At 73.1% G+C, this 24,291-nt stretch carries 26 protein-coding genes and 1 riboswitch; of the genes, 14 read left to right on the forward strand and 12 right to left on the reverse strand.

The genetic code is table 11. The features are described from left to right. From ABFX54_RS22280 to ABFX54_RS22295, 4 genes are all read left to right on the forward strand, one after another. The coding region (locus ABFX54_RS22280; RefSeq protein ID WP_346107643.1) for an FAD binding domain-containing protein at positions 1-513 on the forward strand (513 nt) is incomplete at its 5' end. Beyond that, the gene (locus ABFX54_RS22285; protein ID WP_346107645.1) at positions 513-986 is read left to right on the forward strand and encodes a (2Fe-2S)-binding protein; all 474 of its coding nucleotides are present in this window, start codon (positions 513-515) and stop codon (positions 984-986) included. The genes ABFX54_RS22280 and ABFX54_RS22285, both read left to right, overlap by 1 nt. Further along, the gene (locus ABFX54_RS22290) at positions 983-2,368 is read left to right on the forward strand and encodes an 8-oxoguanine deaminase (RefSeq protein WP_428834550.1); all 1,386 of its coding nucleotides are present in this window, start codon (positions 983-985) and stop codon (positions 2,366-2,368) included. The genes ABFX54_RS22285 and ABFX54_RS22290 overlap by 4 nt, the downstream gene beginning before the upstream one ends. A gap of 38 nt (positions 2,369-2,406) precedes the next feature. Next, on the forward strand, positions 2,407-2,619 hold the full coding sequence (locus tag ABFX54_RS22295; protein ID WP_346107647.1) for an EF-hand domain-containing protein: 213 nt from the start codon (positions 2,407-2,409) through the stop codon (positions 2,617-2,619). A gap of 108 nt (positions 2,620-2,727) precedes the next feature. Here ABFX54_RS22295 and ABFX54_RS22300 read toward each other — a convergent pair whose 3' ends face one another. Continuing rightward, entirely contained in the window at positions 2,728-3,819 is a 1,092-nt protein-coding gene (locus tag ABFX54_RS22300; protein ID WP_346107649.1) for a winged helix DNA-binding domain-containing protein, read from the reverse strand. A 255-nt stretch (positions 3,820-4,074) separates the two neighbouring features. Here ABFX54_RS22300 and ABFX54_RS22305 point away from each other — a divergent pair, with 255 nt between their 5' ends. From ABFX54_RS22305 to alc, 4 genes are all read left to right on the forward strand, one after another. Continuing rightward, on the forward strand, positions 4,075-4,698 hold the full coding sequence (locus tag ABFX54_RS22305) for a hypothetical protein (protein ID WP_346107651.1): 624 nt from the start codon (positions 4,075-4,077) through the stop codon (positions 4,696-4,698). Positions 4,699-4,834: 136 nt separating this feature from the next. Beyond that, a complete protein-coding gene (locus ABFX54_RS22310; RefSeq protein ID WP_346107653.1) occupies positions 4,835-5,983 on the forward strand; it encodes a glycerate kinase in 1,149 nt (382 codons plus the stop codon). A gap of 3 nt (positions 5,984-5,986) precedes the next feature. Continuing rightward, a complete protein-coding gene (gene allB / locus ABFX54_RS22315; protein ID WP_346107655.1) occupies positions 5,987-7,300 on the forward strand; it encodes an allantoinase AllB in 1,314 nt (437 codons plus the stop codon). Then, positions 7,297-8,241 (forward strand): allantoicase, encoded by a 945-nt coding sequence (gene alc / locus ABFX54_RS22320; protein WP_346107657.1) that lies wholly within the window; start codon positions 7,297-7,299, stop codon positions 8,239-8,241. The genes allB and alc overlap by 4 nt, the downstream gene beginning before the upstream one ends. A 34-nt stretch (positions 8,242-8,275) precedes the next feature. On the opposite strand, the gene pknB is transcribed toward alc, so the two are convergent. From pknB to ABFX54_RS22340, 4 genes are all read right to left on the reverse strand, one after another. Beyond that, a complete protein-coding gene (gene pknB / locus ABFX54_RS22325; RefSeq protein ID WP_346107659.1) occupies positions 8,276-10,207 on the reverse strand; it encodes a Stk1 family PASTA domain-containing Ser/Thr kinase in 1,932 nt (643 codons plus the stop codon). Positions 10,208-10,508: 301 nt separating this feature from the next. Next, positions 10,509-11,264 (reverse strand): thiazole synthase, encoded by a 756-nt coding sequence (locus ABFX54_RS22330; RefSeq protein ID WP_346107661.1) that lies wholly within the window; start codon positions 11,262-11,264, stop codon positions 10,509-10,511. Beyond that, entirely contained in the window at positions 11,257-11,457 is a 201-nt protein-coding gene (gene thiS, locus ABFX54_RS22335) for a sulfur carrier protein ThiS (protein ID WP_346107663.1), read from the reverse strand. The genes ABFX54_RS22330 and thiS overlap by 8 nt, the downstream gene beginning before the upstream one ends. After that, positions 11,454-12,773 (reverse strand): FAD-dependent oxidoreductase, encoded by a 1,320-nt coding sequence (locus ABFX54_RS22340; RefSeq protein ID WP_428834551.1) that lies wholly within the window; start codon positions 12,771-12,773, stop codon positions 11,454-11,456. The genes thiS and ABFX54_RS22340 overlap by 4 nt, the downstream gene beginning before the upstream one ends. After that, positions 12,763-12,881: riboswitch (TPP riboswitch) on the reverse strand. (Overlaps the previous gene by 11 nt.) Before the next feature lie 58 nt (positions 12,882-12,939). Here ABFX54_RS22340 and ABFX54_RS22345 point away from each other — a divergent pair. From ABFX54_RS22345 to thiE, 3 genes are read left to right on the forward strand one after another with little or no spacing between them, the layout of a single operon-like run. Beyond that, positions 12,940-14,103, forward strand: a complete 1,164-nt coding sequence (locus ABFX54_RS22345; RefSeq protein WP_346107667.1) for an NAD(P)/FAD-dependent oxidoreductase — start codon at positions 12,940-12,942, stop codon at positions 14,101-14,103. 30 nt (positions 14,104-14,133) lie between these two features. Next, positions 14,134-14,508 (forward strand): Rv2175c family DNA-binding protein, encoded by a 375-nt coding sequence (locus ABFX54_RS22350; RefSeq protein WP_346107668.1) that lies wholly within the window; start codon positions 14,134-14,136, stop codon positions 14,506-14,508. After that, positions 14,486-15,124 carry a thiamine phosphate synthase gene (gene thiE / locus ABFX54_RS22355; RefSeq protein ID WP_346107670.1) on the forward strand — a complete coding sequence of 213 codons (639 nt, stop codon included), beginning with the start codon at positions 14,486-14,488 and terminating at the stop codon, positions 15,122-15,124. Before ABFX54_RS22350 ends, thiE begins: the two co-directional genes overlap by 23 nt. A 99-nt stretch (positions 15,125-15,223) precedes the next feature. Here thiE and ABFX54_RS22360 read toward each other — a convergent pair whose 3' ends face one another. Further along, complete coding sequence (locus ABFX54_RS22360; RefSeq protein ID WP_346107672.1) at positions 15,224-16,291, reverse strand: polyprenyl synthetase family protein; 1,068 nt, start codon at positions 16,289-16,291, stop codon at positions 15,224-15,226. A 148-nt stretch (positions 16,292-16,439) separates the two neighbouring features. Between ABFX54_RS22360 and metF the strand changes: the two genes are divergently transcribed. Then, positions 16,440-17,306: a methylenetetrahydrofolate reductase [NAD(P)H] gene (metF, locus tag ABFX54_RS22365; protein ID WP_346107674.1), complete on the forward strand. Its 867-nt coding sequence runs from the start codon at positions 16,440-16,442 to the stop codon at positions 17,304-17,306. Between the two features lie 272 nt (positions 17,307-17,578). On the opposite strand, the gene nusG is transcribed toward metF, so the two are convergent. The 3 genes from nusG to ABFX54_RS22380 form a co-directional block, all read right to left on the reverse strand. Beyond that, on the reverse strand, positions 17,579-19,291 hold the full coding sequence (gene nusG, locus ABFX54_RS22370) for a hypothetical protein (protein ID WP_346107675.1): 1,713 nt from the start codon (positions 19,289-19,291) through the stop codon (positions 17,579-17,581). 280 nt (positions 19,292-19,571) lie between these two features. Next, positions 19,572-20,144: a GNAT family N-acetyltransferase gene (locus tag ABFX54_RS22375; RefSeq protein WP_346107677.1), complete on the reverse strand. Its 573-nt coding sequence runs from the start codon at positions 20,142-20,144 to the stop codon at positions 19,572-19,574. 10 nt (positions 20,145-20,154) lie between these two features. Then, a complete protein-coding gene (locus ABFX54_RS22380; RefSeq protein ID WP_346107679.1) occupies positions 20,155-20,631 on the reverse strand; it encodes a YbaK/EbsC family protein in 477 nt (158 codons plus the stop codon). A 73-nt stretch (positions 20,632-20,704) separates the two neighbouring features. On the opposite strand from ABFX54_RS22380, the gene ABFX54_RS22385 reads away from it, so the two are divergent. Beyond that, entirely contained in the window at positions 20,705-21,559 is an 855-nt protein-coding gene (locus ABFX54_RS22385; RefSeq protein ID WP_346107680.1) for a L,D-transpeptidase family protein, read from the forward strand. 44 nt (positions 21,560-21,603) lie between these two features. Here ABFX54_RS22385 and ABFX54_RS22390 read toward each other — a convergent pair whose 3' ends face one another. Continuing rightward, positions 21,604-22,005 carry a winged helix-turn-helix transcriptional regulator gene (locus ABFX54_RS22390; RefSeq protein ID WP_346107681.1) on the reverse strand — a complete coding sequence of 134 codons (402 nt, stop codon included), beginning with the start codon at positions 22,003-22,005 and terminating at the stop codon, positions 21,604-21,606. An 81-nt stretch (positions 22,006-22,086) separates the two neighbouring features. Here ABFX54_RS22390 and ABFX54_RS22395 point away from each other — a divergent pair, with 81 nt between their 5' ends. Next, on the forward strand, positions 22,087-22,986 hold the full coding sequence (locus ABFX54_RS22395) for a Rossmann-fold NAD(P)-binding domain-containing protein (RefSeq protein WP_346107682.1): 900 nt from the start codon (positions 22,087-22,089) through the stop codon (positions 22,984-22,986). Here the strand turns inward: ABFX54_RS22395 and ABFX54_RS22400 are convergent. Together ABFX54_RS22400 and ABFX54_RS22405 are read right to left on the reverse strand one after the other, a co-directional pair. Then, entirely contained in the window at positions 22,961-23,497 is a 537-nt protein-coding gene (locus ABFX54_RS22400) for a hypothetical protein (RefSeq protein WP_346107683.1), read from the reverse strand. The genes ABFX54_RS22395 and ABFX54_RS22400 overlap by 26 nt on opposite strands. Before the next feature lie 119 nt (positions 23,498-23,616). After that, entirely contained in the window at positions 23,617-24,219 is a 603-nt protein-coding gene (locus ABFX54_RS22405; RefSeq protein WP_346107685.1) for a TetR/AcrR family transcriptional regulator, read from the reverse strand. Between the last annotated feature and the right edge of the window lie 72 nt (positions 24,220-24,291).

The raw sequence follows: 24,291 nt of genomic DNA on the forward strand, positions 1-24,291 counted from the left end.
AGCCATCCGCCGCTGCTGGCCGCGGGGGCCGTGGTCGAGGTGGAGTCGCGCGAGCGCGGCGTGCGGATGATCCCGGCCATCGAGTTCTACCTGGGCGTCAAGCGCAGCGCGCTGGAGCCGGACGAGCTGATCAGGGCCGTGCACGTGCCGCCCGCCACCGGGCCCCAATACTTCTCCAAGGTCGGCACCCGCAACGCCATGGTGATCGCGGTGTGCTCGTTCGCGCTCGCGCTGCACCCCGGCGAACGGCGCGTCGGCACGGGCATCGGCTCGGCCGCGCCCACGCCGCGCCGGGCGGTCGAGGCCGAGGAGCTGCTGGCCGACGGCGTCGACTGGGACGCTCCGCTCGACCCCGCGCTGCTACGCCGCTTCGGCGACCTGTGCGCGCGGGCCGCCGCGCCGATCGACGACGTACGGGGCACCGCCGCCTACCGGGTGCACGCGATCGGCGTCATGGCCCGCCGCACGCTCACCTGGGCCTGGAACGACCACCTGGGGAAGAGGGCCGCCTGATGCGCGTCACGTTCACCGTCAACGGCCGCGAGCAGAGCGCGCAGGACGTCTGGGAGGGCGAGAGCCTCCTGTACGTGCTGCGCGAGCGCCTCGGCCTGCCCGGCTCCAAGAACGCCTGCGAGCAGGGCGAGTGCGGCTCCTGCACCGTCTACCTCGACGGCGTGCCCGTCTGCGCCTGCCTGGTCGCCGCCGGGCAGGCCGAGGGGCGGCAGGTGCGCACGGTCGAGGGCCTGGCCGAGGGCGACCGGCTCGATCCGGTGCAGGAGGCGTTCGTGGAGTGCGGGGCCGTGCAGTGCGGCTTCTGCACGCCGGGGCTGCTGGTGCAGGCGCACGACCTGCTGGAACGGGTGCCCGCGCCGTCGGACGCCGAGATCAGGGAGGCGCTGGCGGGCAACCTGTGCCGGTGCACCGGCTATGAGAAGATCCTCGACGCGGTACGGCTCGCCGCCGCGCGGAAGGGCGCCGCCTCGTGAACGTTCCCCCCGACGCCGTACCGGCTCAGTCCCTGATCATCGAGAACGTGCACATCGCCCCCGTCGCGGGCCCCGAGATCCCGTCCGGACACATCAGGATCGAGGGGGATCGCATCGCGAGCCTCGGCCCCGGGCCCGCGCCCGAGGTCCCCGGCGCGACCAGGATCGACGGTGGCGGCTGCCTGGCCACCCCCGGCCTGGTCAACACCCACCACCACCTCTACCAGTGGGCCTCGCAGGGTCTCGTCCAGGAGGCCACGCTGTTCGAGTGGCTGACGGCGCTCTACCCGGTGTGGGCCGCCCTCGACGCCGAGGTGGTCAGGGGCGCGGCCACGGCCGGGCTGAGCTGGCTGGCGCTGTCGGGCTGCACCACCGCGAGCGATCACCACTACGTCTTCCCCAAGGGCCGGGGCGACCTGCTCGCGGCCGAGATCGAGGCCGCCCGCGAGGTGGGCCTGCGCTTCCATCCGGCGCGCGGCTCCATGGACAGGGGTGAGTCGAAGGGCGGGCTGCCGCCGGACGCCGTGGTGGAGGAGCTGGACGACATCCTGGTCGCCACCGCCGCGGCCGTGGACGCCTACCACGACCCGTCGCCCTCCTCGATGCTGCGCGTGGTGGTCGCGCCCTGCTCGCCGTTCTCGGCCAGCGCCGAGCTGATGACCGAGTCCGCCGCCCTGGCCAGGACCAGGGGCGTACGGCTGCACACGCACCTCGCCGAGACCCTCGACGAGGAGGAGCACTGCCTGGAGCAGTTCGGGGTGCGCCCGGTGGACTACATGGAGCGGCTGGGCTGGCTGGGGCCCGACGTGTGGTTCGCGCACGCCGTGCACCTGAGTGACGACGACCTGGGCAAACTGGCGCAGACCGGCACCGGCGTCGCGCACTGCCCCTCCTCCAACGGCCGGCTCGGCGCGGGCATCGCCCGCGTGTCCGAGCTGCTGCGGCGCGGCGCGAACGTGGGCCTGGGCGTCGACGGCGCCGCCTCCTCCGAGCTGACCCCGCTCGTGGGCGAGATGCGGCAGGCGCTGCTCATCCAGCGGGCGAGGTACGGGCCGCGGGCCCTGACCGCCAGGCAGGCCCTGGAACTGGCCACGCTGGGCGGCGCCCGCAACCTGGGACGCCAGGACGAGCTGGGCACGCTGGAGCCCGGCAAGCTGGCCGACATCGCGCTGTGGCGGGTGGACGGGCCGTTCACCGCCGCCGTCGCCGACCCGGTGTGCGCGCTGGTCTTCGGGCCTCCGCCGCCGCTGGATCTGCTGCTGGTCGGCGGCAGGACGGTGGTGGCCGGCGGCGAGCTGAGGACCGTGGCCCAGGACGCGGCCGGCCGGGCCGGCGCCGAGGCCCGCGGGCGGCTGGCCAAGCTGGCGGAGGGTGCCCAGTAGGGTGGGAAATGTCCTAAACGTGGAGGAAAGGCGGTCCCGTGTCGGAGCAACTCCCCGACGAGCGGCTGGCGCAGCTCAAGAGCACCTTCGCCGCGATCGACACCGACGGCGACGGCTACATCAGCGAGACCGAGCTGAAGCGGCACTTCCCCGACCTCCCGGCGGAGGCGCTCGGGGCGATGAGCCAGGAGGCCGACTCCGACCAGGACGGCCGCTACTCCTTCGAGGAGTTCGTCCGCACCATGTCCTGACCCGCTCGCGCGGCATCACGCCGTGCGGGATCCCCGTCCGCGCTCATGGCGGATCAGGGGCCGGACGGCTCGTGGGGGACCAGGAGGCCGTACCGGGCATGCGGGGGCTCAGGAGGCGGACAGGGTGCGCTCCAGCGGGGTCCTGAACCGGGGCGTCACCCTGACCTCGCCGACCCAGGACGCCAGCACCTCGGCCTCCGCCGCGATCGCCGCCTTCGCGTCCGCGCCCACGTCCTCCAGCAGCCGCCACACGATCTCGCCGTCCTTGCGCTGCGCCCAGCCGCCCACCACCCGGCCGTCCCACCACACGGTCGGGCCCACGTTCCCGCTGCGGTCGAACAGCTCGGCGCGGTGCTCGCCCGGCAGGTACCAGTCGCGTTCCTGCCAGCCCATCGGCGTCGGGTCGAGCGCCGGCAGCAGCGCCGCCCACGGCTCCGGCTCCGCGCCGGTCAGATCGTCATCGGGCAGCAGGTAGCCGGTGCCGCCACCCTCCAACTCGGCCGTCACCGCCCCGACGGCGGCCAGCGCCCCGCGCACGTCCTTCAGCGTCCACCCGGTCCACCACTTGAGGTCAGCCTCGGTGCCGGGGCCGAACGCGGCCAGCCAGCGCGCCACCAGCGCCGCCCGCGCCTCGTCCGCGGCCTGCTCCGCCATCTCGGGGGCCAGGGCCCAGAAGTGCGTGCCGCTGACCCAGGTGCCGGACACCCGCGCCCGGCGTACCAGCACGCCGTCCATCGCCATCAGGGGCAGGAGCCGCGAGCCCACGCTGATCACGGCCTCGTACGGCTTGCCCGCCGCCACCTTGACCTGCTCCCGCAGCCGCGGCTCCAGCACGCCCAGCTCGGCCGCCGTCCGGTCGCCCGCCTCGGCCAGGATCCGCAGCACGGACGCCTCGACGTCCTTGAACCAGGCCTCGTCCCAGCCGCCCGGCCCGAACGCCTTCATGAACGAGGCCCGCTCTCTGCGGGCGATCGCCGGCATCGAGGAGTGGTGGACGACCGGCACCAGCTCCGCCGGCACCACGAACACCGTGCGCCGCATCCCGGTCATCCGCACCAGCGTGTGCTCGGCGTACAGAGCCCGCTCGACCGGCTCGGGCCCGGGCGCCAGCAGCCGGGCGCCGGCCGACAGGAACACGGTGGCCGGATCGGTGCCGTGCAACGCCACCACCGCGTCCGCCGCCTCCTCGGGCGTACCCACTTTGACAGCCAGCCGATGCCGCAAGGCCAGCCGCGCCCGCCGCTCCCGCGTAGAAACCCTCACAAAACCCCCTCGACCCGCGCCGAGCCTAGTCGACCCCGCTGACCACCGGGAGGGCCACGCCCTCATCCGAGGGCGCGGACGAAAAGCGACGGCTCCGCCTGACACATCGTGACAGTCCGCGACAGGATGTACACCCACGTGTACTTCGGAGCGTCTCCATCCCGTCCCTCCCTCTACGCTCAGGAGTCCCACATGCGTCTCCGCTCACGCGCTCTCGCCGTCCTCGTCGCCCTGACCGCGTCCTTGCCGCTCGGGTCCCCAGCCGGTGCTCAGGTCGCGCACGACGTCAGTGCGGCGGCCACCTACCGGGGCGAAGGGGACGATGTCGTCCGCGTTCCCGTCATGGCGGGGCCGGCCATCGTGAAGGGCACCCACAGCGGGGAGTCCAACTTCATCGTCTGGGCCGTCGCCGGCGGCAAGCAGGTGGATCTGGTGGCCAACGAGGTGGGCGAGTACAAGGGCGTCAGGGCGTTCAACACGGTCTTCCCGCGCAAGGTGCGCGCTCTGGAGGTCACCGCCGACGGCGCGTGGACCCTCCAGGTGCTGCCCATCACGAATGCCCGGTACTGGCCGATCAAGGCGAAGGGCGCCGGCCCCGACGTGATCCGCCTGACCGCGCCGCTCAGGGCCGCCCGGCGGATCACCCTGCGCCACCAGGGCGAGTCCAACTTCATCGTGTGGGCTCTCGACAACCGGGGCCGTACCACGAAACTGCTCGCCAACAGGGTCGGCGACTACCGGGGCCGCGTGCTCCTCCCCGCCGGTACGCGCTACGCCACCGTCGAGGCGGACGGCGCCTGGAGCATCGCGCGGTAGAGCTGATCGCGACGGGGGACCGGCATGGAATCCGGTGGGACCCCAGTGTCAGGATGATGAGTCACGCCTTCCTGCCCGCTCGCACCGGGCAGGAAGGCGTGTCAGGACATTGTTCATCATCAGGTGGGAGTTCGTAGTGGTTCAGCACGTACTGGTCGCCCCCGACAAGTTCAAGGGGACGCTGACGGCGGCCGAAGTGGCCTCCCGGGTGTCGGCGGGTCTCGGCGTGCCCACGGTGGAGCTGCCCGTCGCCGACGGTGGTGACGGGACGGTGGACGCCGCCGTCGCGGGCGGCTTCGGCCGGATCACGATCGAGGTCACGGGGCCGACCGGGGAGCGGATCCCCGCCTCGTACGCCTGGCAGCCCACCGGCACCGCCGTGGTCGAGCTGGCGGAGGCGTCCGGGCTGCGCCGCCTGCCCGGGGGGCACCAGCCGCTGACCGCCACCAGCTACGGCACGGGCGAGCTGATCGCCGACGCCGTGCGCCGCGGTGCCAAGCGGGTGGTACTCGGCCTGGGCGGCAGCGCCTGCACCGACGGCGGCGCGGGCATGGCCCAGGCCCTGGGCGCCCGCCTGCTCGACGGCGAGGGCCGCGACCTGCCGCGCGGCGGGGCCGCGCTGAAGGACCTGGCCCGCATCGACCTGTCCGGCTTCCTCGACCTCGCGGGCGTGGAGTTCGTGGTGGCGAGCGACGTGGACAACCCGCTGCTCGGCCCGCACGGCGCCGCCGCCGTCTACGGCCCCCAGAAGGGCGCCACCCCGGACGACGTCAGGACGCTGGAGTCGGCGCTGTCGCGCCTGGCGGCCATCGCCACCGCCACCCACGGGCTCATGGGCGCGGTCGAGCACGACGGCCCCCCGCGCGCCATGGGCGTGGCGGGCGCGCCGGGCGCGGGCGCGGCCTGCGGCGTCGGGTTCGCGGCGATGGCGTTCCTGCCCGCCGAGCTGCGGCCCGACCTCGGCTACCTGATCGACCTGCTCGGGTTCGGCGAGGTGGTGCGCGGCGCCCGGCTGGTCGTCACCGGTGAGGGCTCGCTGGACGAGCAGTCGCTGCGCGGCAAGGCGCCGGTCGGCGTGGCACGCGCCGCCGCGGAGGCCGGGGTGCCCGTGGTGGCCGTCTGCGGCCGCCGTACGCTCAGTGACGAGGAGCTGAAGGCCGCGGGCATCGAGGCGGCCTACGCCCTGACGGACCTGGAGCCCGACGTGGCTCGCTGCATGGCCGAGGCGGGCCCGCTGCTCGAACGCCTCGCCGCCCGGATCACCGCAGACCGCCTCGGAAGGTGATGGATGACCTCGTTCGACCTCGTCGTCAGATCCCGCAGGACCGTCACGCCCGAGGGTGAGCGGGCGGCGGCGGTCGCCGTACGGGACGAGAAGATCGTCGCCCTGTACGACTACGCCAAGCCGCTCGACGCCCCCGAGGACGTGGACCTGCGCGACGTGGCCCTGCTGCCCGGCCTGGTGGACACGCACGTGCACGTCAACGAGCCCGGGCGGACCCACTGGGAGGGGTTCGACTCCGCGACCAGGGCCGCCGCCGCCGGAGGCGTCACCACGATCGTGGACATGCCGCTCAACTCCCTGCCGCCCACGATCGACGAGCCTGCCCTCGACGCCAAGCTGCGCGCCGCCGGCGGGCGGTGCCACGTGGACGTCGGCTTCTGGGGCGGGGCCGTGCCGGGCAACGTCAAGGACCTCGCGCCGCTGCACCGGCGCGGCGTGTACGGGTTCAAGTGCTTCCTGTCGCCCTCGGGGGTCGAGGAGTTCCCGCACCTGACGGTCGCCGAGCTGCGGCTGGTCCTGGAGGAGGTGGCCGGGTTCGGCGGGCTGACCGTGGTGCACGCCGAGGACCCGGCGCTGCTGGCCGAGCCGGGCGGGCCGGGCTACCGGGAGTTCCTGGACTCACGGCCGGGGGCCTCCGAGCGCAGCGCCGTCGAGCAGGTCGTCCGGGTGGCGGAGGAATGCGGAGCCCGGGTGCACATCCTGCACGTCTCCAGCGCCGACTGCCTGGAGGTCCTGGAGGCGGCCCGGGCCAGGGGAGTGGCGGTGTCGGCCGAGACCTGCCCCCACTACCTGACGCTGACGGCCGAGCAGGTGCCGGAGGGCGGGACCACGTACAAGTGCTGCCCGCCGATCCGCTCAGAGGCCAACCGCGACCTGCTGTGGGACGGGCTGGCGCGCGGCGTGCTGAGCTGCGTGGTGTCGGACCACTCGCCCTCGACGGCCGACCTCAAGGTGCCCGACTTCGCCGCCGCCTGGGGCGGCATCGCCTCGCTGCAGATCGGGCTGCCGGCGATCTGGACGGAGGCCGCGCGCCGAGGGCACGGGCTCGGGGACGTGGTCCGCTGGATGTCCGCCAACCCCGCCGCGCTGGCCGGTATGCCTGGGAAAGGCGGGATAAAGGTGGGCAACGATGCCGACCTGGTCGCCTTCGACCCCGCCGCCGACCTGCTGGTGGACGCCGCCCGGCTGCACCACAAGAATCCCGTCACCCCCTACCACGGCCGCACGCTCAAGGGCGCCGTCCTGACCACCTGGCTGCGCGGCCGGCCGGTGGACGGCGAGCCGCACGGACGACTGCTGATGGGAGCACGCCGATGACCCCGTTCACCCGCCTGCCCGACCTCGCCCTGCGCACGCTCGGCGGCTCGGTCGTGGCGGCCAGCGACGAGTCGTTCGCCGAGAAGGAGAGCCTGATCAGGCCGGGGCGTCCGGCGTTCAGCCCGGAGACGTTCGGCGGCAAGGGGCAGGTGTACGACGGCTGGGAGACCCGCCGGCGCCGCTCGCCCGGGCACGACTGGGCCCTGGTGCGGCTCGGCGTGCCCGGCGTGATCAGGGGCGTGGTGATCGACACGGCCTGGTTCAAGGGCAACTATCCGCCGTACGCGTCCGTGGAGGCGGCGGCCGTCGAGGGCTACCCGTCGCCGGACGACCTGGCGCGGGCCCCGTGGACGGAGATCGTGCCCCGATCGGAGCTCAAGGGCGACGCCGAGCACCACTTCGAGGTCGCCGACGAGCACCGCTACACCCACGTGCGGCTCAACATCCACCCCGACGGCGGCGTGTCCAGGCTGCGCGTGCACGGCGAGGTCCGCCCCGACCTGTCCGTCTACGAGGGCCTCGGGCTCGACCTGGCCGCGCTCGTCAACGGCGGCCTGGTCACCGCCTGCTCCGACGACTTCTACTCCTCCCCGAACAACGTCATCGCCCCCGGCCTGGCCCGGCACCAGGCGGAGGGCTGGGAGACCGCCAGGCGGCGCGACGACGGCAACGACTGGATCGTCATCCGGCTGGCCGGGCGCGGGCTCGTCAGGCTGGCCGAGATCGACACCACCAACCTGCTGTTCAACGCGCCCGCCGCGGTCTCGCTGACGGGGCTGGACGGGGAGCGCGAGGTGCCGCTGCTGGCCAGGACCCCGCTGCGGCCCGACACATCGCACCGCTTCCGGCTGGACCACCGGGAGCCGGTGACCGGCGTACGGGTGGACATCTACCCGGACGGCGGCCTGGCCCGGGTCCGCCTGCACGGCCGCCTCACCTGAGCCCGGCTCCTGTCCCTGTTTCAGGGGCAGGAGGTCACTGCCAGAGGAAGACCACGCTGCCCGGCGGCCGCTCGCTGTTGGGCAGCGGCCGCTGGAACTGCACCACGCCGCCGTTGCTCAACCGGTTGACCCGCACCTTGAACCCCAGCGCCTCCAGCTCGGGCTTGGCGTCGTTGATGTTCTTGCCGATCACGCCGGGCACGACGCTGAACTGCTGGTCGTCGCGGGCCTCGTTGTCGCCGCGGAACCACTGCCACCAGTCTGTCTGGCACCGCGCCACCGTGATCATCACCGGTACGCCCTTGTCGACCTCGGACTTGGCCTTGGGCGACTGGGCGATGACGGTGCACGGCTCGGCGTCGTCGTCGACCTCGTTGACCTGCACCTGGAAGCCCTGCCCGCCGAGGAAGCCGGCCGCCTCGTCCTTCGGCATGCCGCCGACGTCGGGCATGACGAGCCCGGCGCTGACGAAGATGTTGATCTTGGCGCTCTTCCTGACCTTCTCGCCCACCTGTGGCGAGGTGCGGATCACCTTGTCGCGCTCGACCTGCTGGTTGGGCAGGCGCTTGACGGCGCCGACGGTCAGCCCCGCCTTGGCGATGGCGGCCCTGGCCTCGTTGCTCGAGCGGCCCGACACGTCGGGCACGACGATCCGCTCGGGGCCGAGCGAGAGCACCAGCGTGACCGTCGAGCCCTTCTCCAGCTCGGCGTCGGCCGCCGGGTCGCTGCTGAGCACCAGGCCCTCGGCGACCTTCTCGTCGTGCTTGCCGTCGGCCTGGCGCATCAGCAGCCCGCGGCCGGCGATGGTCTTCTCGGCCTCCGCCACGTTCTTGCCGATCAGGTCGGGCACGGTGACGAGCTCGGGCTGGGCGAAATACCAGCCCGTCAGCCCGACCGCCACCACCATCACGGCGGCCAGCGCCACCAGGAACCCATTGGGCCGGAACCCGCGCCGCCGCGGCTCCTCGGCCGGCGTCCGCGGCTGGATCATCGTGTGCGCCGGCGCGGGCTGCGGCATCGAGCGCGCGCCCGAGACCGGGCCGCCCGCCGGATGGGCGTACACCGTCGTCGGGTTGGTGCCCGGCAGCATCGGGCCGGTGCCCGGCGGGGTCGTCGTGCGCGGCAACATCCGGTGCGCGTCCACCGCGGCGACCAGCATGGCCGTCGCGTCGGCGGGGCGGTCTTGCGGCTCGCGCGCGGTCGCGTGCGCCACCAGCGTGTCGACCAGCGGCGGCACCTCGGGCGCCACCGAGGACGGCGTGGGCACCGTGTCGTGCACGTGCCGGTAGGCCACCGACATCGGCGTCTCGCCGTCGTACGGCTGCTGCCCTGTGACCAGCTCGAACAGCATGATGCCCGCGGCGTAGACGTCGCTGCGCACGTCGGCGGCGCCCGTGGTGACCTGCTCGGGGGCCATGTAGCCGATCGTGCCGATCATCACGCCGGTACGGGTCTGGTTGGTCGCCTCGATCGCCCTGGCCAGGCCGAAGTCGACGACCTTCACCCGGCCGTCGTCGGTCATGAGGACGTTTTCCGGCTTGACGTCGCGGTGCACGAGCCCGGCCCGGTGGGCGGCGCCGAGCGCGGCCAGCACCGGGATCATCAGCTCCAGCGCCTCGCGGGCGGGCAGCCTGCCGCGATCGCGCAGGATGTCGCGCAGCGTGCGGCCGGGGACGTATTCCATCGACAGGTAGACGACGTCGTTGTCGGTGCCCTGGTCGAAGACGTGCACCACATTGGGATGGGAGAGGCTGGCGACCGACTTCGCCTCGCCGATGAACCTTCTGACGAACGCCGGGTCCTCGGCGAGCGAGCGGTGCATGACCTTCAGCGCCACCGTCCGGTCGAGCCGGATGTCCAGCGCGAGGTAGACGGTCGCCATACCGCCCCGGGCGATTCGGCTCTCGATGCGGTAGCGCCCATCGAGGAGCCGCCCGACCAGGGGGTCCGCAGTCGTCGTATCCACCCCGCTGAGTTTACGGGCGTTTTGCCACTGGCAGGGCCCCACCGCCCGAAACCGATGCGGAGACGTTCTCGTCACGACGCCCCGCCGAACCCGTCCCGGCCCCCTCACACCCCTGAAACGCGGCTCTCCCGGTGCCCGTCCCGGCACCCTCCGTGACATCCCGCGACGGCGCCTCCGGCGTGTCGCGGTCCTGGCCGGGCGGGTCGTGGACGCGGATCCGGCCAGGCGCGTGGCGTACGGGAGGGAGGGGATCGGGCGGGCCGGCCGGGCCGTCGGGTCACGGCCGGGCGGGCCGGTCGGGTTACGGGGATGTCGGGGAGGATGCCTCGGCGTAGCGGCGGCGCGGGATGCGGCCCGCCTGGCGGGCCAGCCGCTCGGCCGCGAAGGCGCCCTTCATGGCCGCCGCCATGAGGTCGGGCCGCTGCGCCCTGGTCACGGCCGTGGCCAGGAGCACCGCGTCGCAGCCCAGCTCCATCGCCAGCGCGGCGTCACTGGCCGTGCCGATGCCCGCGTCGAGGATCACCGGCACGGACGCGGCCTCCACGATCAGCTCGATGCTGTGCGGGTTGCGGATGCCCAGCCCCGAGCCGATCGGCGCGCCCAGCGGCATCACCGCCGCGCACCCGGCCTGCTCAAGCCGCCGCGCCAGCGCCGGATCGTCCCCGATGTACGGCAGCACCACGAACCCGTCGCCCACCAGCCGCTCGGCCGCGTCGAACGTCTCGATCGGATCGGGCAGCAGGGTCCGCTCGTCGGCGATGACCTCCAGCTTGACCCAGTTCGTACCCAGGGCCTCCCTGGCCAGCCGGGCCGTCAGCACGGCCTCGCCCGCGGTGAAGCAGCCCGCCGTGTTGGGCAGCACCTTGATGTCGCGCCGGCGCAGCACGTCGAGCACGGAGCCGCGCGAACCCGGGTCGAGCCGCCGCATCGCCACCGTGGTCAGCTCGGTGCCCGACGCCGCGAGCGCCTGGTCCAGCACCTCCAGCGAGGGCGCGCCGCCGGTTCCCATGATGAGCCGGGAGGAGAACTTCTCCCCGGCGATGATCAGATCATCCACCTTGCACCGCCGTCAGGACCTCCACGCGGTCACTGTCGCCGAGCGCCGTCGTCTCCCAGGCGCTGCGGGTGACCACCTCGTCGTTCACGGCCACGGCCACTCCGGTGGTGGCCGTGGTCAATGTCTGTACGGCCTGCGCCACGGTCATGCCGTCGGCCACCTCGTGCGCGGACCCGTTGATGGTAACAATCATGAAATTCCCTGAAATCTCTCCGGCGAGCACAGCGCCGCCAGCTCGCCCTCCTCGCCCAGCAGGATGGCCGTCGTGAGCGGGGCCAGCAGCACGCCGCCCCGGTGGTGCCCGGTCGCGAACGTCAGCCCAGGCGTCCCGCTGGGGCCGATGACCGGCAGGTTGTCCGGCGTGCCCGGCCGCAGCCCCGCCACCACGTCGGCGACCTCCAGCTCGGTGACGCCGGGAACCAGCTCCCTGGCGTCGCGCAGCAGCTCGTAGAGCCCGCCGGCGGTCACCCTGGTGTCGAAGCCCAGCTCCTCCTGGGTGGCGCCGACCACCAGCTCGCCGTCGCCCCGGGGGACCAGGTAGACCGACGAGCCGTGCACGGTGCCGCGTACGCACCGGGTCAGCAGCGGCTGTGGCGAGCGCAGCCGCATGATCTGCCCCTTGACCGGCCGCACCGGCACCTCGGCCAGCTCGCCGCTCCACGCGCCGGCGGTCAGGACGACCCGCTCGGCCCTGATCTCGGCCCGGGTCTCCGCGCTGGTCGCCGTCCCAGTGCCTGTCCTGGTGCCCGCTCGGGTCTCCGCTTTGGCGCCCGGTCCGACTTCACCGTGCCCGCCGCCAGGCCCGATCCCGTACGGCTCCGGCGTCGCGAGGCGTACCCCCGTGACCCGGCCGTCTTCGCGCAGCAGCTCGGTGACGCGGGCGCGGACCACCTCGGCCCCGAGCCGCTCCAGCACGGCCAGCAGGGCCGCGGTCACCCGGCGCGGATCCACCCAGGCGTCGCCGGGCGCCAGCAGCCCGCCACGCACGGACGGGGCCAGCATGGGCTCCAGGCGGCGGCATTCGCGCCCGGTGAGCCGCTCGACCGGCAGCCCGAGCTTGTCCATGAACGCCGCCAGCTCGTCCAGCGCCGCCAGGTCGTCGGCCCCGAACGCGACGTCCAGCGTCCCGTCGGACCGCAGATCCAGCGCGAGCGCATCTCCTCCGTCCGCGCCGTCACCGGCGAGCCCGGCACCCGCGCGCAGCCTCGGGCCGGTGAGCCCGGCAGTCGCGCCCGGCCCCGCGCCGACGTCCGTACGCGGGCTCGCGAGCCCGGCGTCCTCGGTGAGTTCGGCGGCGAAGGCGGGCCAGCGGCGCAGCGACGCCACCCCGAGCCGCAGCAGCGGCGCCTCGGTGTAGGTCACCTCGCTGACCGGGGCCAGCATCCCCGCCGCGGCATAGGAGGCGCCCCGCCCCGGCGCCGGATCGACCACGGTGACCTCGCGCCCCTCACGGGCCAGCCGCCACGCCACGGAGAGGCCGACGACCCCGCCGCCCACGATCACATCCACCTGCGCTCCCTTCGCCGGCATGATCCGGATCAGGTGTCTTGCGGTCGAAGGCCCGTCACAGCCTTCCTCTCAGCCCGGTGAAACGGCCGGACTCCCGCGCGTCTTACCTCCACAGCCTACGGCCTCGGTGCGGCGGCCGTGCACCGCCCCCGTTATGGTCTTGAACGTGAACCATGTCGTGGTGGTGGGAGCGGGCCTGGCCGGACTGCGTACGGTCGAGGCCCTGCGAGGGCGCGGATTCACCGGCCGGATCACGCTGATGGGCGAGGAGCGCCATCGGCCCTACGACCGGCCGCCCCTGTCGAAGGCCGTGCTGAAGGGCGAGGCCGACACGAGCTTCGTCGACACCGACCTCGACGCCCTGGAGGTCGACTTCTGGCCGGGCGTCAGCGCCAAGTCGCTGCGCGCCGGCGTCGTGGAGACCACCGAGGGCGAGATCGGCTACGACGGCCTGGTCATCGCCACCGGCGCCGAGCCGATCAGGCTGCCGGGCGACGGCCTCCAGCACGTGCTGCGCACCCTCGACGACGCCCACGAGCTGCGCGCCGTGCTCGTCCCCGGCGCCCGCGTGGCGATCATCGGCGCCGGCTGGATCGGCGCCGAGGTGGCCACCGCGGCCCGCCGCGCCGGCTGCGAGGTGACGGTCGTCGAGAGCGCGCGGGCCCCGCTGAGCACCGCCGTCGGCGCCGAGATCGGCGCGCGCACCGTGCCCTGGTACGACGGCATCGACCTGCGCCTCGGGGCCATGGTCGACTCCGTGGACGAGGGCGGCGTGCGGCTGGTGGGCGGCGAGTTCATCGAGGCCCACGTGGTCGTCACCGGCATCGGCGTACGGCCCGCCGTCGGGTGGCTGGCCGAGGCCGACATCGACCTGCACAACGGCGTCGTCACCGACGAGCACCTGCGCGCCTCGCTGCCCGGCACCGTCGCCGTGGGCGACTGCGCCGCCTGGTGGTCGCGCCGCTGGGGCACCAGGCTCAGGGTCGAACACTGGGACACCGCGCTCAACGCCCCCGAGGTCGCCGCCGCGACGCTGCTGGGGGAGGAGGCGGTCTACGACCCGGTGCCCTACTTCTGGTCCGAGCAGTTCGGCCACATGATCCAGTACGCCGGACACCATCCGGCCGGCGAGCGGCTCGTCTACCGGGGCGAGCCCGAGGGCAAATGGTCGGCCGTCTGGCTCACCGAGGACGACACTCTGGCCGCCGTACTGGCCGTGGACCGGCCGCGCGACCTCGTACAGGGGCGGCGGATCATCGACGCCGGTCACCGTCTGGACACGGAACGCCTGGTAGATCCACAAGTCTCTCTACGGGATTGTGTTGTTTGAGCAAGCACGGCATGTGGTAGTTGTGGTTTCGTGACGCTTTCTGTTGCACAGATCGACCGGGAGACCGAGCAGCTCATCGACGAGTGGCTCACGCTCCCCGAAGTGGCCAGGCGCCTCGACCTTTCGATCGGCCGGGCCAAGCAGCTCCTGAAGGACCACAAGCTCCTCGGCGTGCGCCGGGGCGGCGGCGGGCCACAGGTGCCCGCGGTGTTCCTCGATGGGAAGGACGTGATGAAGGGCCTGCCCGGCACCCTGACGGTGTTGCAGGATGCCGGCTACGACGACGTGGAGTCGCTGCGCTGGCTCTTCACCCCCGACGAGTCGCTGCCAGGATCGCCCGTCGAGGCGATCAGGGCCGGCCGTCATACCGAGGTCAAGCGGCGTGCCCAAGCCCTCGCTTTCTGACGCGCGCCTCTATCTCTGCACAGACGGCCGCCGCGACCGCGGCGATCTGGCGGAGTTCCTCGACGCGGTGCTGGCCGGCGGCGTGGACATCATCCAGCTGCGGGAGAAGGGTCTTGAGGCACGCGAAGAACTCGCGCTCCTCGAGGTCTTCCGCGACGCCTGCGACCGGCACGGCAAGCTTCTGGCTGTCAACGACCGGGCGGACATCGCGTACGCCGCCCGCCCCGACGTGCTCCATCTGGGGCAGGACGACCTTCCTGTGACGGTCGCGCGAGAGATACTCGGCGACGACATCGTCATCGGACGGTCCACCCACTCCGCCGCCGAGGCTTCCGCCGCGGCCGTGGAGGAGGGCGTCGACTACTTCTGCTGCGGGCCCGTCTGGCCCACACCGACCAAGCCCGGCCGCCCGGCTCCCGGCCCGTCGCTGCTGCGGCACGCGGCGTCGCTGGGCACCTCGCGGCCGTGGTTCGGGATCGGCGGCATCGACCTCGCCAACCTGGACGAGGTGATGTCGTACGGGGTGAGCCGGGTGGTGGTCGTCCGCGCGATCACCGACGCCGACGACCCGGGCGCGGGCGCCGCCGAGTTCGCCAAACGCCTGCCGGCCGGCTGAACCGCCGAACACCGCCGACCGGCTGAACCGCCGGTCGGCCGTCGGCCGTGCGGCGGGTGAGCGGTCGGACGGCGGGCCGGTCGGCGAGCCGGCGGGGGGTCAGGTCTTGCGGCTGGTGGCGGCGATGGCCAGGTCGGTCAGCGCGGCGCGCGACTGCGGCGTGACCACGACCGCGCCGAGCGCCCCCAGCGCCTCGCCCAGGTAGTCGCCGATCAGGTCCTCGCACTCCCGCAGCGCTCCGGTGTCGTCGATGATCTGCCGCAGCGTCTCGATCCCGCCCTCGTCCAGCGCGGGATCACCGAGCAGCCGGCGCACGGTGCCGGCCTCGGCGGGCGAGGCCGCGGCCAGGGTGCGGGCCACCAGCATCGTCCGCTTGCCCTCCCGCAGGTCGTCGCCGGCGGGCTTGCCCGTCTGCGCCGGGTCGCCGAAGACCCCGAGGATGTCGTCGCGCAACTGGAACGCGATCCCGACCTGCCGCCCGAACCCGGCGCACAGCTCGTCCATCCACGGCGCCAGCTCCCGCCCGGCCAGCGCCAGCCCCAGCCTGAGCGGCTGCTCCACCGAGTATTTGCCGCTCTTGTACAGCGCCACCCGCAGCGCCGACTCGAACGAGTTCTCCCCGTGCGCCTGCTCCAGCAGGTCGAGATACTGGCCGCACATCAGCTCGGTGCGCATGTGGTCGTGGACGGGCTGGGCCGCCTCCAGCGACTCGCGCGGCAGCCCGCTGGCCCGCCACATCTCGCCCGACCAGATCAGCAGCAGGTTGCCCAGCAGGATCGCCGCGCCCTCGCCGAACTGCTCCGCCGAGCCGTGCCAGCCCGACTTCTCGTGCATCGCCTGGAAACGGCGGTGCGCGGACGGCATGCCCCTGCGCAGATCGCTCTTGTCCATCACGTCGTCGTGCACCAGCGCGCTGGCCTGCAGCAGCTCCAGCGAGGCGGCGGCGGTGAAGATGCCGGGCACGTCGGTGCCGCCGGCGCCGCGCCACCCCCAGTAGCAGAACGCCGGCCGCAGTCGCTTGCCGCCGGACAGCAGTTTGTCGGCCGCCTCGCGCAGCGGCGCGAACTCGGGGTCGCCGCCGTCGGGCAGCTGCCGTCCGACGAACTCTCCGAGGGCGCGCTCGACCTGCGCGCGCAGGATCTCCAGGCCGGCCGCGTCAGTGGTCATGCCCATGAGACTAGTGGCCGGGAGCGAGGGTGCGGATCTCCAGGGTGTCTGTCTGACCGGCAGGTCTGCGAGATGTGGCGCTAATCTTGTGGGCATGGCTCTTGGTCGACCCTCTGTAAGGCCCGATCGTGTTCCCACCGTCCGCGACATGCTCGCCGCCGGCGGCCGGTCGTTCTCCTTCGAGTTCTTCCCGCCGAAGACCGACGAGGGCGCCAAACAGTTGTGGCGGGCGATCAGGGAGCTGGAGTCGCTGCGGCCCACGTTCGTCTCCGTGACGTACGGCGCCGGCGGCTCCACCCGTGACCGCACGGTCGACATCGTCGAGCGGATCGCCCATGACACCACGCTCACTCCTGTCGCCCACTTCACCGCGGTCGACCACTCCGTCCGCGAGCTGCGCCACCTCGTGGGGCGCTTCGCCGACGCCGGCGTGCGCAACATCCTGGCGGTCCGCGGCGATCCCCCCGGCGACCCGACGGCCGAGTGGGTGCAGCACCCCGAGGGCGTGCTCTACGCCGAGGAGCTCGTCCGCCTGATCCGCCAGGCGGGCGACTTCTGCGTCGGCGTGGCCGCCTTCCCCTACAAGCATCCGCGTTCGCCCTCCATCGAGTCCGACACCGAGTACTTCGTACGCAAGTGCCGGGCCGGGGCCGACTACGCGATCACGCAGATGTTCTTCCAGGCCGACGACTACCTGCGGCTGCGTGACCGGGTGGCGGCCAGGGGCTGTGACACGCCGATCATCCCGTGCATCATGCCGGTCACCCAGATGAGCACGATCGCCCGCTCCGAGCAGCTGTCGGGGGCGCCGTTCCCGCCGGACGTGGCGGCCAGGTTCGAGGCGGTCAAGGACGACCCGGCGGCGGTGCGGCGGCTCGGCATCGACCACGGGGCGGAGCTGTGCCAGCGGCTGCTCGACGAGGGCGCGCCGGGGATCCACTTCATCACGTTCAACCGGTCGAGTGCGTCGCGCGAGGTGTTCCAGCGGCTGGAGCGCATCCCGCTGTCCGCCTGATCCCGGCCGCCTGCGCGCAGCCGCCTGCGCGTCGCGGCCTGAGCGCGTCCGTCTGCGCGCGTCCGTCTGCGCGGGCCGTCTGAGCAGGGCCGTCTGAGCAGGGCCGCCGGCCCGGGCGCGGCTGCTCCGGAGCGGTCGCCTGCGCACGGTCGCGCGCGCCCGGCCGCTTGAGCCCGGCCGCGGGGGCCAGGCCGCTTGAGCCCGGCCGCTTGAGCCCGGCCGCTTGAGCCCGGCCGCTTGAGCCCGGGCCGCTGGGCGCTGGTGTGCGCGTGTCAGGTCCCTTCCAGGACGTGCACCTGGGGCAGATCGCGGTGGCGGTGATGGGCCTCGGCGATCGCCGCGAGGTTGTCGCGGCCCAGGGCGCGGGAGGCCGTGGTGAGCAGCTCGTTCGCCTGGGCTTCGCGTGCCGGGTCGCCCGCGCTGATCCAGTGCAGGTCGCGGCCGAGGGCGAGCGCGTCGGCGGGGGATCCGGCGGCGCAGCGGCGCAGCGCCTCGGCGACCCGGGCCGCGCGGGCGGCCGGGTCGCCGGTCAGCTCCTTGCGCAGGGTCGTGCAGAAGTCGTAGTCGTCCCACGGTCGCTGCCGGCCGCGCTCGATCGTCGTGTCGCCTGTGATCGCTGTGTCGCCCTCGATCAGGGTGCTGCCTCCGGCGAGTGCGCCGCCGCCGTCCAGGGTCTGCAGCCGGTCGGGGTCTCCGTGCTCCAGCAGCTCGGGGGAGTGGCCGCGGGCGTCGTGGTAGTCCTCGCCGTGTTCGTCGCGGTCGCCGGTCTCGAAGGTCGTCAGGACCTCGCGCAGCAGCCGCAGCCGGTGCCGTGGTACGACCACGTCGGGATCCAGGGGATCGGCCGGGTCGCCGTCCTCGGACGAGAGGTCGCGCCATCGCCATTCGAGCCTGTCGCGGACGGCCTCAAGAGGGGTGCCCGAGGGCAGGCCCACGCCACCGCCGTCGTTGTTGTAGTACGAGGCGACGCCGGTGCAGGTGCGGCCGTCGTCGTACCAGAGCCCGAAGTGCAGCCCGTCGGTGCCGCCGTGCATGAACGTGAGGAACTCGGGCGGGTCGCGGTAGTAGCGGCCGTGCACGCGCACGTCGATGCCGTCGCGGCAGCGGCGGTGCGGATCGCCGAAGAGGTCCATGATCCCGAACGGGGACAGTTCGAGGTCGTAAAGAGCCTGCTTGCCGGCCGGGCACAGGGACAGCAGGAAGGTCCGGAACCGGAAGATCGAGTCAGGAAGCCGGAATCCCCAGTCGCGGGTGACGCGGGCCTCGATCGCGGCGCGTTCGCGCTCGGCCTGGGCCGCTGCGGCCGACCTCAGCCGCTCGTGCTCGTCCGGCGACCGGTTCGCCGCCTTCCATGCCGCGTAGTCGCGCAGCTCGGCGGCGGAACGTGCGGTGGCCCGCCGATGATGGGCCCGTTCCCACACAGACGGCGCCGGATCGGGTCCGCCGAAGATCGCCGCCCGCAGTCGTTCTTCGGGCGTGGGTCCGTCGAGGCCCGGACAGCGGGACCGGCGCTCTTTCATGGCGGCCTCGGCGGGAAGCCAGCGGACAGGGTCGGCCGCCACCCGCCGGCGCGCCTCGGCGGCCGGCAGGGGAGCGATCTCCTGATCGAACGCCGCCAGCGCCGCCGCCTTCCGCCGCCGCACCCCGGCGTCGACCTCGGGGCACAGCGCGAGGTAGGCGTCCCACTCCTGGGCCGGGTCCTGCCCGGGGAGATCGGCGCGTTCGAGGAAGAAGCCGAACTTCTCGATGTGGGCGAGGTCGTCGTACTGCGCCACCGTCCGCTCGCGCAGCTCGGCGCGGACCCGCTCGTCGTCCTCCTCCTCGTGCCACGGCCCGGGCAGGTCCTCAGGACGTTCGACCTGGTCGCGGTGGAGCTCGATCGTCGTCTCGCGATCCAGGATCGAGAGGCGGGCGGTCAGCCTCGGGCCGTCCACGGCGACGAGCTCCGCGTCGAGGCCGGCGAACGGGCCCTCGACGATCTTCACGGACAGACGCTCCACGGTGGGACCCCCATCGATGCGGACGATCTCTGGGGCAGCATGATAGGGATCAGCACCGACACGCGGACCCGGATGTCACCGCGGCCGGCGGAGGTGCGGCCCGGGTGTCACCGCGGCCGCCGGAGCGGGCCCGCCACCCGCCCGCAGGGGGACCGGGCGGGTGACGGGCAGGGGACACTGGACAATCGGTAAAGGGTCGATCACTTTCCGTGACTAGTTTCTGCCCCACGTCATGCCTGGTAAACCACGGGTCACGTAAGCGAACTCAGGTGAGCGGGAGCGGGCGGCCGGCGATCGCGTACTCCTCGTGCCCGCCGGGGAAGACGAAGCGGGTCAGCAGGTCGGTGAAGCCCATGCTGGCGTAGAGGTGGCGGGCGGCCGTCGGCTGGTCGTGGGTGGACAGGATGGCCGAGCGCTCGCGGCGGCCCGCGCACAGCGTGGTGATCATGGCACGGCCGATGCCCTTGTTGTGCCACTCGGGGTGCACGTGGATCTCGGCCAGCTCGAACGCGTACCCCATCCAGGCGTCGGCCGCCTCCTGGCCCAGCCGGTCGGCCAGGCCGCGCCAGACGACGTCGTGCCACCACTGGCCGGGGGCGCCGCGGAATCCGTACGCGAAACCGACGATTCTGGGTTCAGCAGCCGCCCCATCGGGGGATGAATCACGCAATTCAGCGAAATAACACTGAAAATGGGGATATGTCCCGTGGTTTCGCATGATGGTCTTGCGGCCGGCTATCTGGTCCACCGGCGGCTTCATCGCGGCCGCGTAAATGTCGATCACTGTCTCCAGCCGCTCGGTGAACTCGGCCGGACCGGCTCCGCGAAACTCGATCACCCGTCGCACACTACTCGACGTCCACCGGCGTACCCCCGGTGATGCGCACGAGCTCGTCGAACGTCGTCGGGAACACCGTGTGCGGATGCCCGCCCGCGGCCCAGACCACCTCGTGCTTGCTCAGCCAGGTGTCCACCAGCGTGCGCACGGGCGCCGGATGCCCGACCGGGGCCACGCCGCCGATCGGCTGGCCCGTGGCCTCCCTGACGAACTCGGGCGTCGCCCTGCGCACCTTCGCCACGCCCGCCGTACGCGCGATCAGCTCGACGTCCACCCGGTGCGCGCCGCTGGTCAGGACGAGCAGCGGCGCGCCGTCGGCGTCGAAGATCAGGCTGTTGGCGATGGCGCCGACCTCACAGCCGACCTGCGCGGCGGCGGTCGCGGCCGTGGGGGCCTTCTCGGGCAGGACCACGATCTCGCCGCCGGCTCCTCTTTCGCGCAGGGCGGACTCGACGATGAGGGCGTTCGCGGGCAACTTCTCAGACATGACGACACTCTAAACAGGTTGGCGCCCTGATTACCCATTCATGGTGGGTGGTGTAGGGTCCTCTGATCCGTTCTTGACCGATGATGAGGTGGTGACGGTGGTGGCTCGTCGGCTGCCCGGGGTGGCTGCTCTCCTGACCGCCGGTGCGGTCGTCCTCACGGGTTGCGCGACGGGAGCGGAAGGCGATCGGCCGGTCCTCTCACCCGGCGCCTCCGCCCTGGCGGCCGCCGCCGTGCCGAACGCCCAGGCCGCCGGCGCGGCCCCGGCGACGCCGGCCGTCACCGCCCCGCGCAAGACCCTCAAACTGGGCGCCAAGGGCAAGTCCGTCACCTGGCTGCAGAAGCGCCTGACCGGGCTCGGCTACCGGCCGGGCAAGGCCGACGGCCGGTACGGTGGCACCACGCTGGCGGCCGTGTGGGCGTTCCAGAAGGTCAACGGCATCAGGCCGAGCAGCACCGTCGCCCGGCGCACGTGGGAGGCCCTTGAGGCGCCCAAGGCGCCGAAGGTCCTGGTCCCCGACGGCAAGCCGACCCGCGCCGAGGTCAACCTGACCAAGCAGATCATGGTCCTGTACGTCGGCGGCGAGGCGAAGCTGATCACCCACGTCTCCTCGGGCAGCGGCGTCCCCTACTGCGAGACCGCCACCTGGCAGGGCAGGAAGCAGCGCTTCTGCGGCTCGGCCACCACCCCGACCGGCGACTACCGCACGACGTGGCGCGCCAGCGGCTGGCACAAGTCCTACCTCGGCCAGCTCTACAACCCGATCTTCTTCAACGGCGGCATCGCCTTCCACGGGGCGCTGTCGGTGCCGCTCTACCCGGCCTCCCACGGGTGCGTGCGCATGCCGATGAACGTGGCCCAGGTCCTGCCGGGGCTGCTCGGCAAGGGCGTGCCGGTGCACGTCAAGGGCCGCTTCAGGCGCGCCTGAGCCCGGCCGGCGGCCCTCGCGCCTGGGTTTCTCGCCGGCGGTGGTCAGGGCTCGTCCGCGTGCGCGGCGTCCCAGCGCCCGCGGGCGTCCTCCATGGCGTCCTTGTGCTCGCGCGACCAGTCGGCCAGCCGCGCCACGGCCTCCGCCAGACTGGCGCCCATCGGCGTCAGCCGGTATTCGACCTGCGGCGGGATCGTCGCGTACGCCGTGCGCTCGACCAGCCCGTCACGGCACAGCCGCCGTGTCGTCAGCGTCAGCATGCGCTGCGAGATCCCCGGCACCGCCCGCTCCAGCTCCCTGAACCGGCGCACCCCTTTGGCCAGCTCCACGAGCACCAGCACCGTCCACTTGTCGCCGATGCGGTCGAGGACGTCCCTGATCCCGCAGTCGTCGTCTCCGCACGGGCCCGTGGGCTGGAGGGTTACCCCGGTGTGCGCGACCGACATGAGAGTGCCTCCTTACGGCGAGCGCCGGAACGCCCCATCCTTTAGGTCGTTGACCTGCGATGACCACATTAGGGGAGTTTCATGATCGTCGTTACGGGTGTGTCCGGCGCGCTGGGCGGTTCGATCCTGACCGGCCTGCGGGCCGTGGAGGGCATGGCGGTGATCGGGGCCAGCAGCTCCGGCGACGGGGAGGCGGTGCGCCACGCCGACTTCGACCGTCCGCGGACGCTGGAGGAGGCGTTCACGGGGGCGAAGGTGCTGGTGTTCGTGTCGGCCGGGTACGCCGAGGACGACGTCGTGCTCGCCCGGCACGGCGCGGTGGTCGGGGCGGCCGCGGGCGCGGGCGTCGAGCACGTGATCTACACCAGCCTGGCCGGGTCGAGCGAGCGGCTCACGATCGCCCTGGCGCACCGGTGGACCGAGGCACGGCTGGCCGGGGCGCCGTTCGACGTCACCGTGCTGCGCAATGGCCTGTACGCCGAGATCGCGGCGAGCCTGGCGCTCGCGGGCCTGCCTGGCGCGGTGGACGGCGGGGTGTTCGCGGCGCCGCTCGGCGCGGGCCGGGTGTCGGTGGTGGCCAGGGTGGACCTGGCCGTCGTGGCGGTGCGGGTGGCGGCCGAGGCGTGGCACGACGTGGTCGCGGGCGGGGAGCGGCGGCACGCCGGGCGTACGTACGAGCTGGAGGGGCTGAGCGCGGTCGGCGGGCACGACCTGGCCGCGATCATCGCCGAGGCGCTGGGACGGCCGGTGACGTACGCGGCGGTGCCGCCGGGGGCGGCGCGGCCGGCGCTGGCGGGGATGGAGCCGTACCAGGCGGGACACTCGATCTCCATGTACGCCAACGCGGTGGCCGGGCTGCTGGAGGCCAAGAGGAGCGACCTGCCGGCGTTCGTGGAGTCGCCGCGCCCCGTTCGCGACCTGATCGCGGCGGCCGTGAACCAGGCCGCTGTGGGGCTCAGCGCTGAGGCCGCGGCCGGCTGAGGGCGGTGCGCCTGCCCTCGACGGCCGCCAGCGCCAGCCCCGCGCCCTGCGCGAGGCCCGCGGCGAGCAGGAGGTAGGCGGTGGCCGGCTGCCACGGGGGCAGGCCGGCGGCGAAGTCGGGCGACTGGTACGGCCGGGCCAGCAGCGCGACAGGGTTGACCAGCGCCACGACGAAGCTCAGGGCGTAGGGGAGGATCAGCAGCCCCGACAGCACCAGTAAGGGGGTGCGGCCCCTGCGCCCGCGCCGCAGCAGCGCTCCGATGACCACGTACGCCAGCGCCAGCAGACCGGCGAACGCGGCGGTCCACCAGGTCAGCCGCCAGGCGTCCACCCCGAGCGAGGTCATGCCGGCGGCGTCGATCCGGCCGCCCTGCCACCCAGGGCCCGTCACCTGTGCCCGCACCCCCGCCCGGACGGCCACGTGTCCCGCGCCCGCGTACGCCGCGACCAGGACCGGCCCCATGGCCAGCAGAACGAGACCGACCACCCGCCCCCGGCCGCTGCCCGCCATCGGCGCTCCTCTCCGCTCGGCTCAGGGGACAGCCTCTCAAAAGACCTTGATCCGAGCGACCCGCCACCACCGGCCCGGCCGCCTGCCGAGAGGAGAGGAGCGCCGAGCGGGAACGGGGATCAGGAGAGGGAGCCCAGGCCGGAGACCGCGATCTCCGCCGCCCGCCGGGCGGTGTCCAGGATCTCGTCGAACGTGCGGTCAGGCCGGAGATCGGCCACGACGGCCAGTTTCACCGCCCCGATCAGCGCCCCGATCGCCGCGGCGGCCTCCACCATGGTCAGCTCCCCGGCGAAGGACTCGTGCAGCGCCCTGGCCAGCCGCAGCTGGGTGTCGAACAGCAGGTGCAGCCCCCGGGCCTGCAGCGACGGCTCGGTCAGGATGAGGCGCGTGCGCACCGCCGCCTCCTTCTTGCCGAGCGTCTGGTTCAGCGTGTTCTCGACGCTGGTGTCGACGAGCCGGTGCAGCACGCCGACCAGCGACTCTCCCGGCGCCCGCCCGGCGATGACGCCGACGGCCAGCTCCAGGCGCTGGTCGCTGTCATGGAAGATCAGGTCGTCCTTGCTGGCGAAGTAGCTGAAGAACGTGCGCGTCGAGACTTCGGCCTGGGCCGCGATCTCCGCGAGGGTCGTCTCCTCGAAGCCCTTCTCGTCGAACAGCCGGAACGCCGCCTCGATCAGCGCCTGCCGCGTGCGCTGCTTCTTGCGCTCCCTCAGACCCGCCATGCCGGAACTGTACTGCATGGATTGAGGTGTTGCATCCATTGAAATTTTGCATCCGTTGAGGTTTTCTAGGAA

It is taken from the genome of Nonomuraea maheshkhaliensis (assembly GCF_039529435.1).
Taxonomy (GTDB): Bacteria; Actinomycetota; Actinomycetes; order Streptosporangiales; family Streptosporangiaceae; genus Nonomuraea; species Nonomuraea maheshkhaliensis.

Bases quoted from the DNA above. Each gene is read 5' to 3' on its own strand.
- ABFX54_RS22285 (WP_346107645.1), top strand. From the start codon at position 513: ATGCGCGTCACGTTCACCGTCAACGGCCGCGAGCAGAGCGCGCAGGAC.
- ABFX54_RS22305 (WP_346107651.1), top strand. From the start codon at position 4,075: ATGCGTCTCCGCTCACGCGCTCTCGCCGTCCTCGTCGCCCTGACCGCG.
- allB (WP_346107655.1), top strand. From the start codon at position 5,987: ATGACCTCGTTCGACCTCGTCGTCAGATCCCGCAGGACCGTCACGCCC.
- alc (WP_346107657.1), top strand. From the start codon at position 7,297: ATGACCCCGTTCACCCGCCTGCCCGACCTCGCCCTGCGCACGCTCGGC.
- thiS (WP_346107663.1), bottom strand. From the start codon at position 11,457: ATGATTGTTACCATCAACGGGTCCGCGCACGAGGTGGCCGACGGCATG.
- ABFX54_RS22360 (WP_346107672.1), bottom strand. From the start codon at position 16,291: ATGACCACTGACGCGGCCGGCCTGGAGATCCTGCGCGCGCAGGTCGAG.
- metF (WP_346107674.1), top strand. From the start codon at position 16,440: ATGCTCGCCGCCGGCGGCCGGTCGTTCTCCTTCGAGTTCTTCCCGCCG.
- ABFX54_RS22380 (WP_346107679.1), bottom strand. From the start codon at position 20,631: ATGTCTGAGAAGTTGCCCGCGAACGCCCTCATCGTCGAGTCCGCCCTG.
- ABFX54_RS22390 (WP_346107681.1), bottom strand. From the start codon at position 22,005: ATGTCGGTCGCGCACACCGGGGTAACCCTCCAGCCCACGGGCCCGTGC.
- ABFX54_RS22395 (WP_346107682.1), top strand. From the start codon at position 22,087: ATGATCGTCGTTACGGGTGTGTCCGGCGCGCTGGGCGGTTCGATCCTG.
- ABFX54_RS22400 (WP_346107683.1), bottom strand. From the start codon at position 23,497: ATGGCGGGCAGCGGCCGGGGGCGGGTGGTCGGTCTCGTTCTGCTGGCC.
- ABFX54_RS22405 (WP_346107685.1), bottom strand. From the start codon at position 24,219: ATGGCGGGTCTGAGGGAGCGCAAGAAGCAGCGCACGCGGCAGGCGCTG.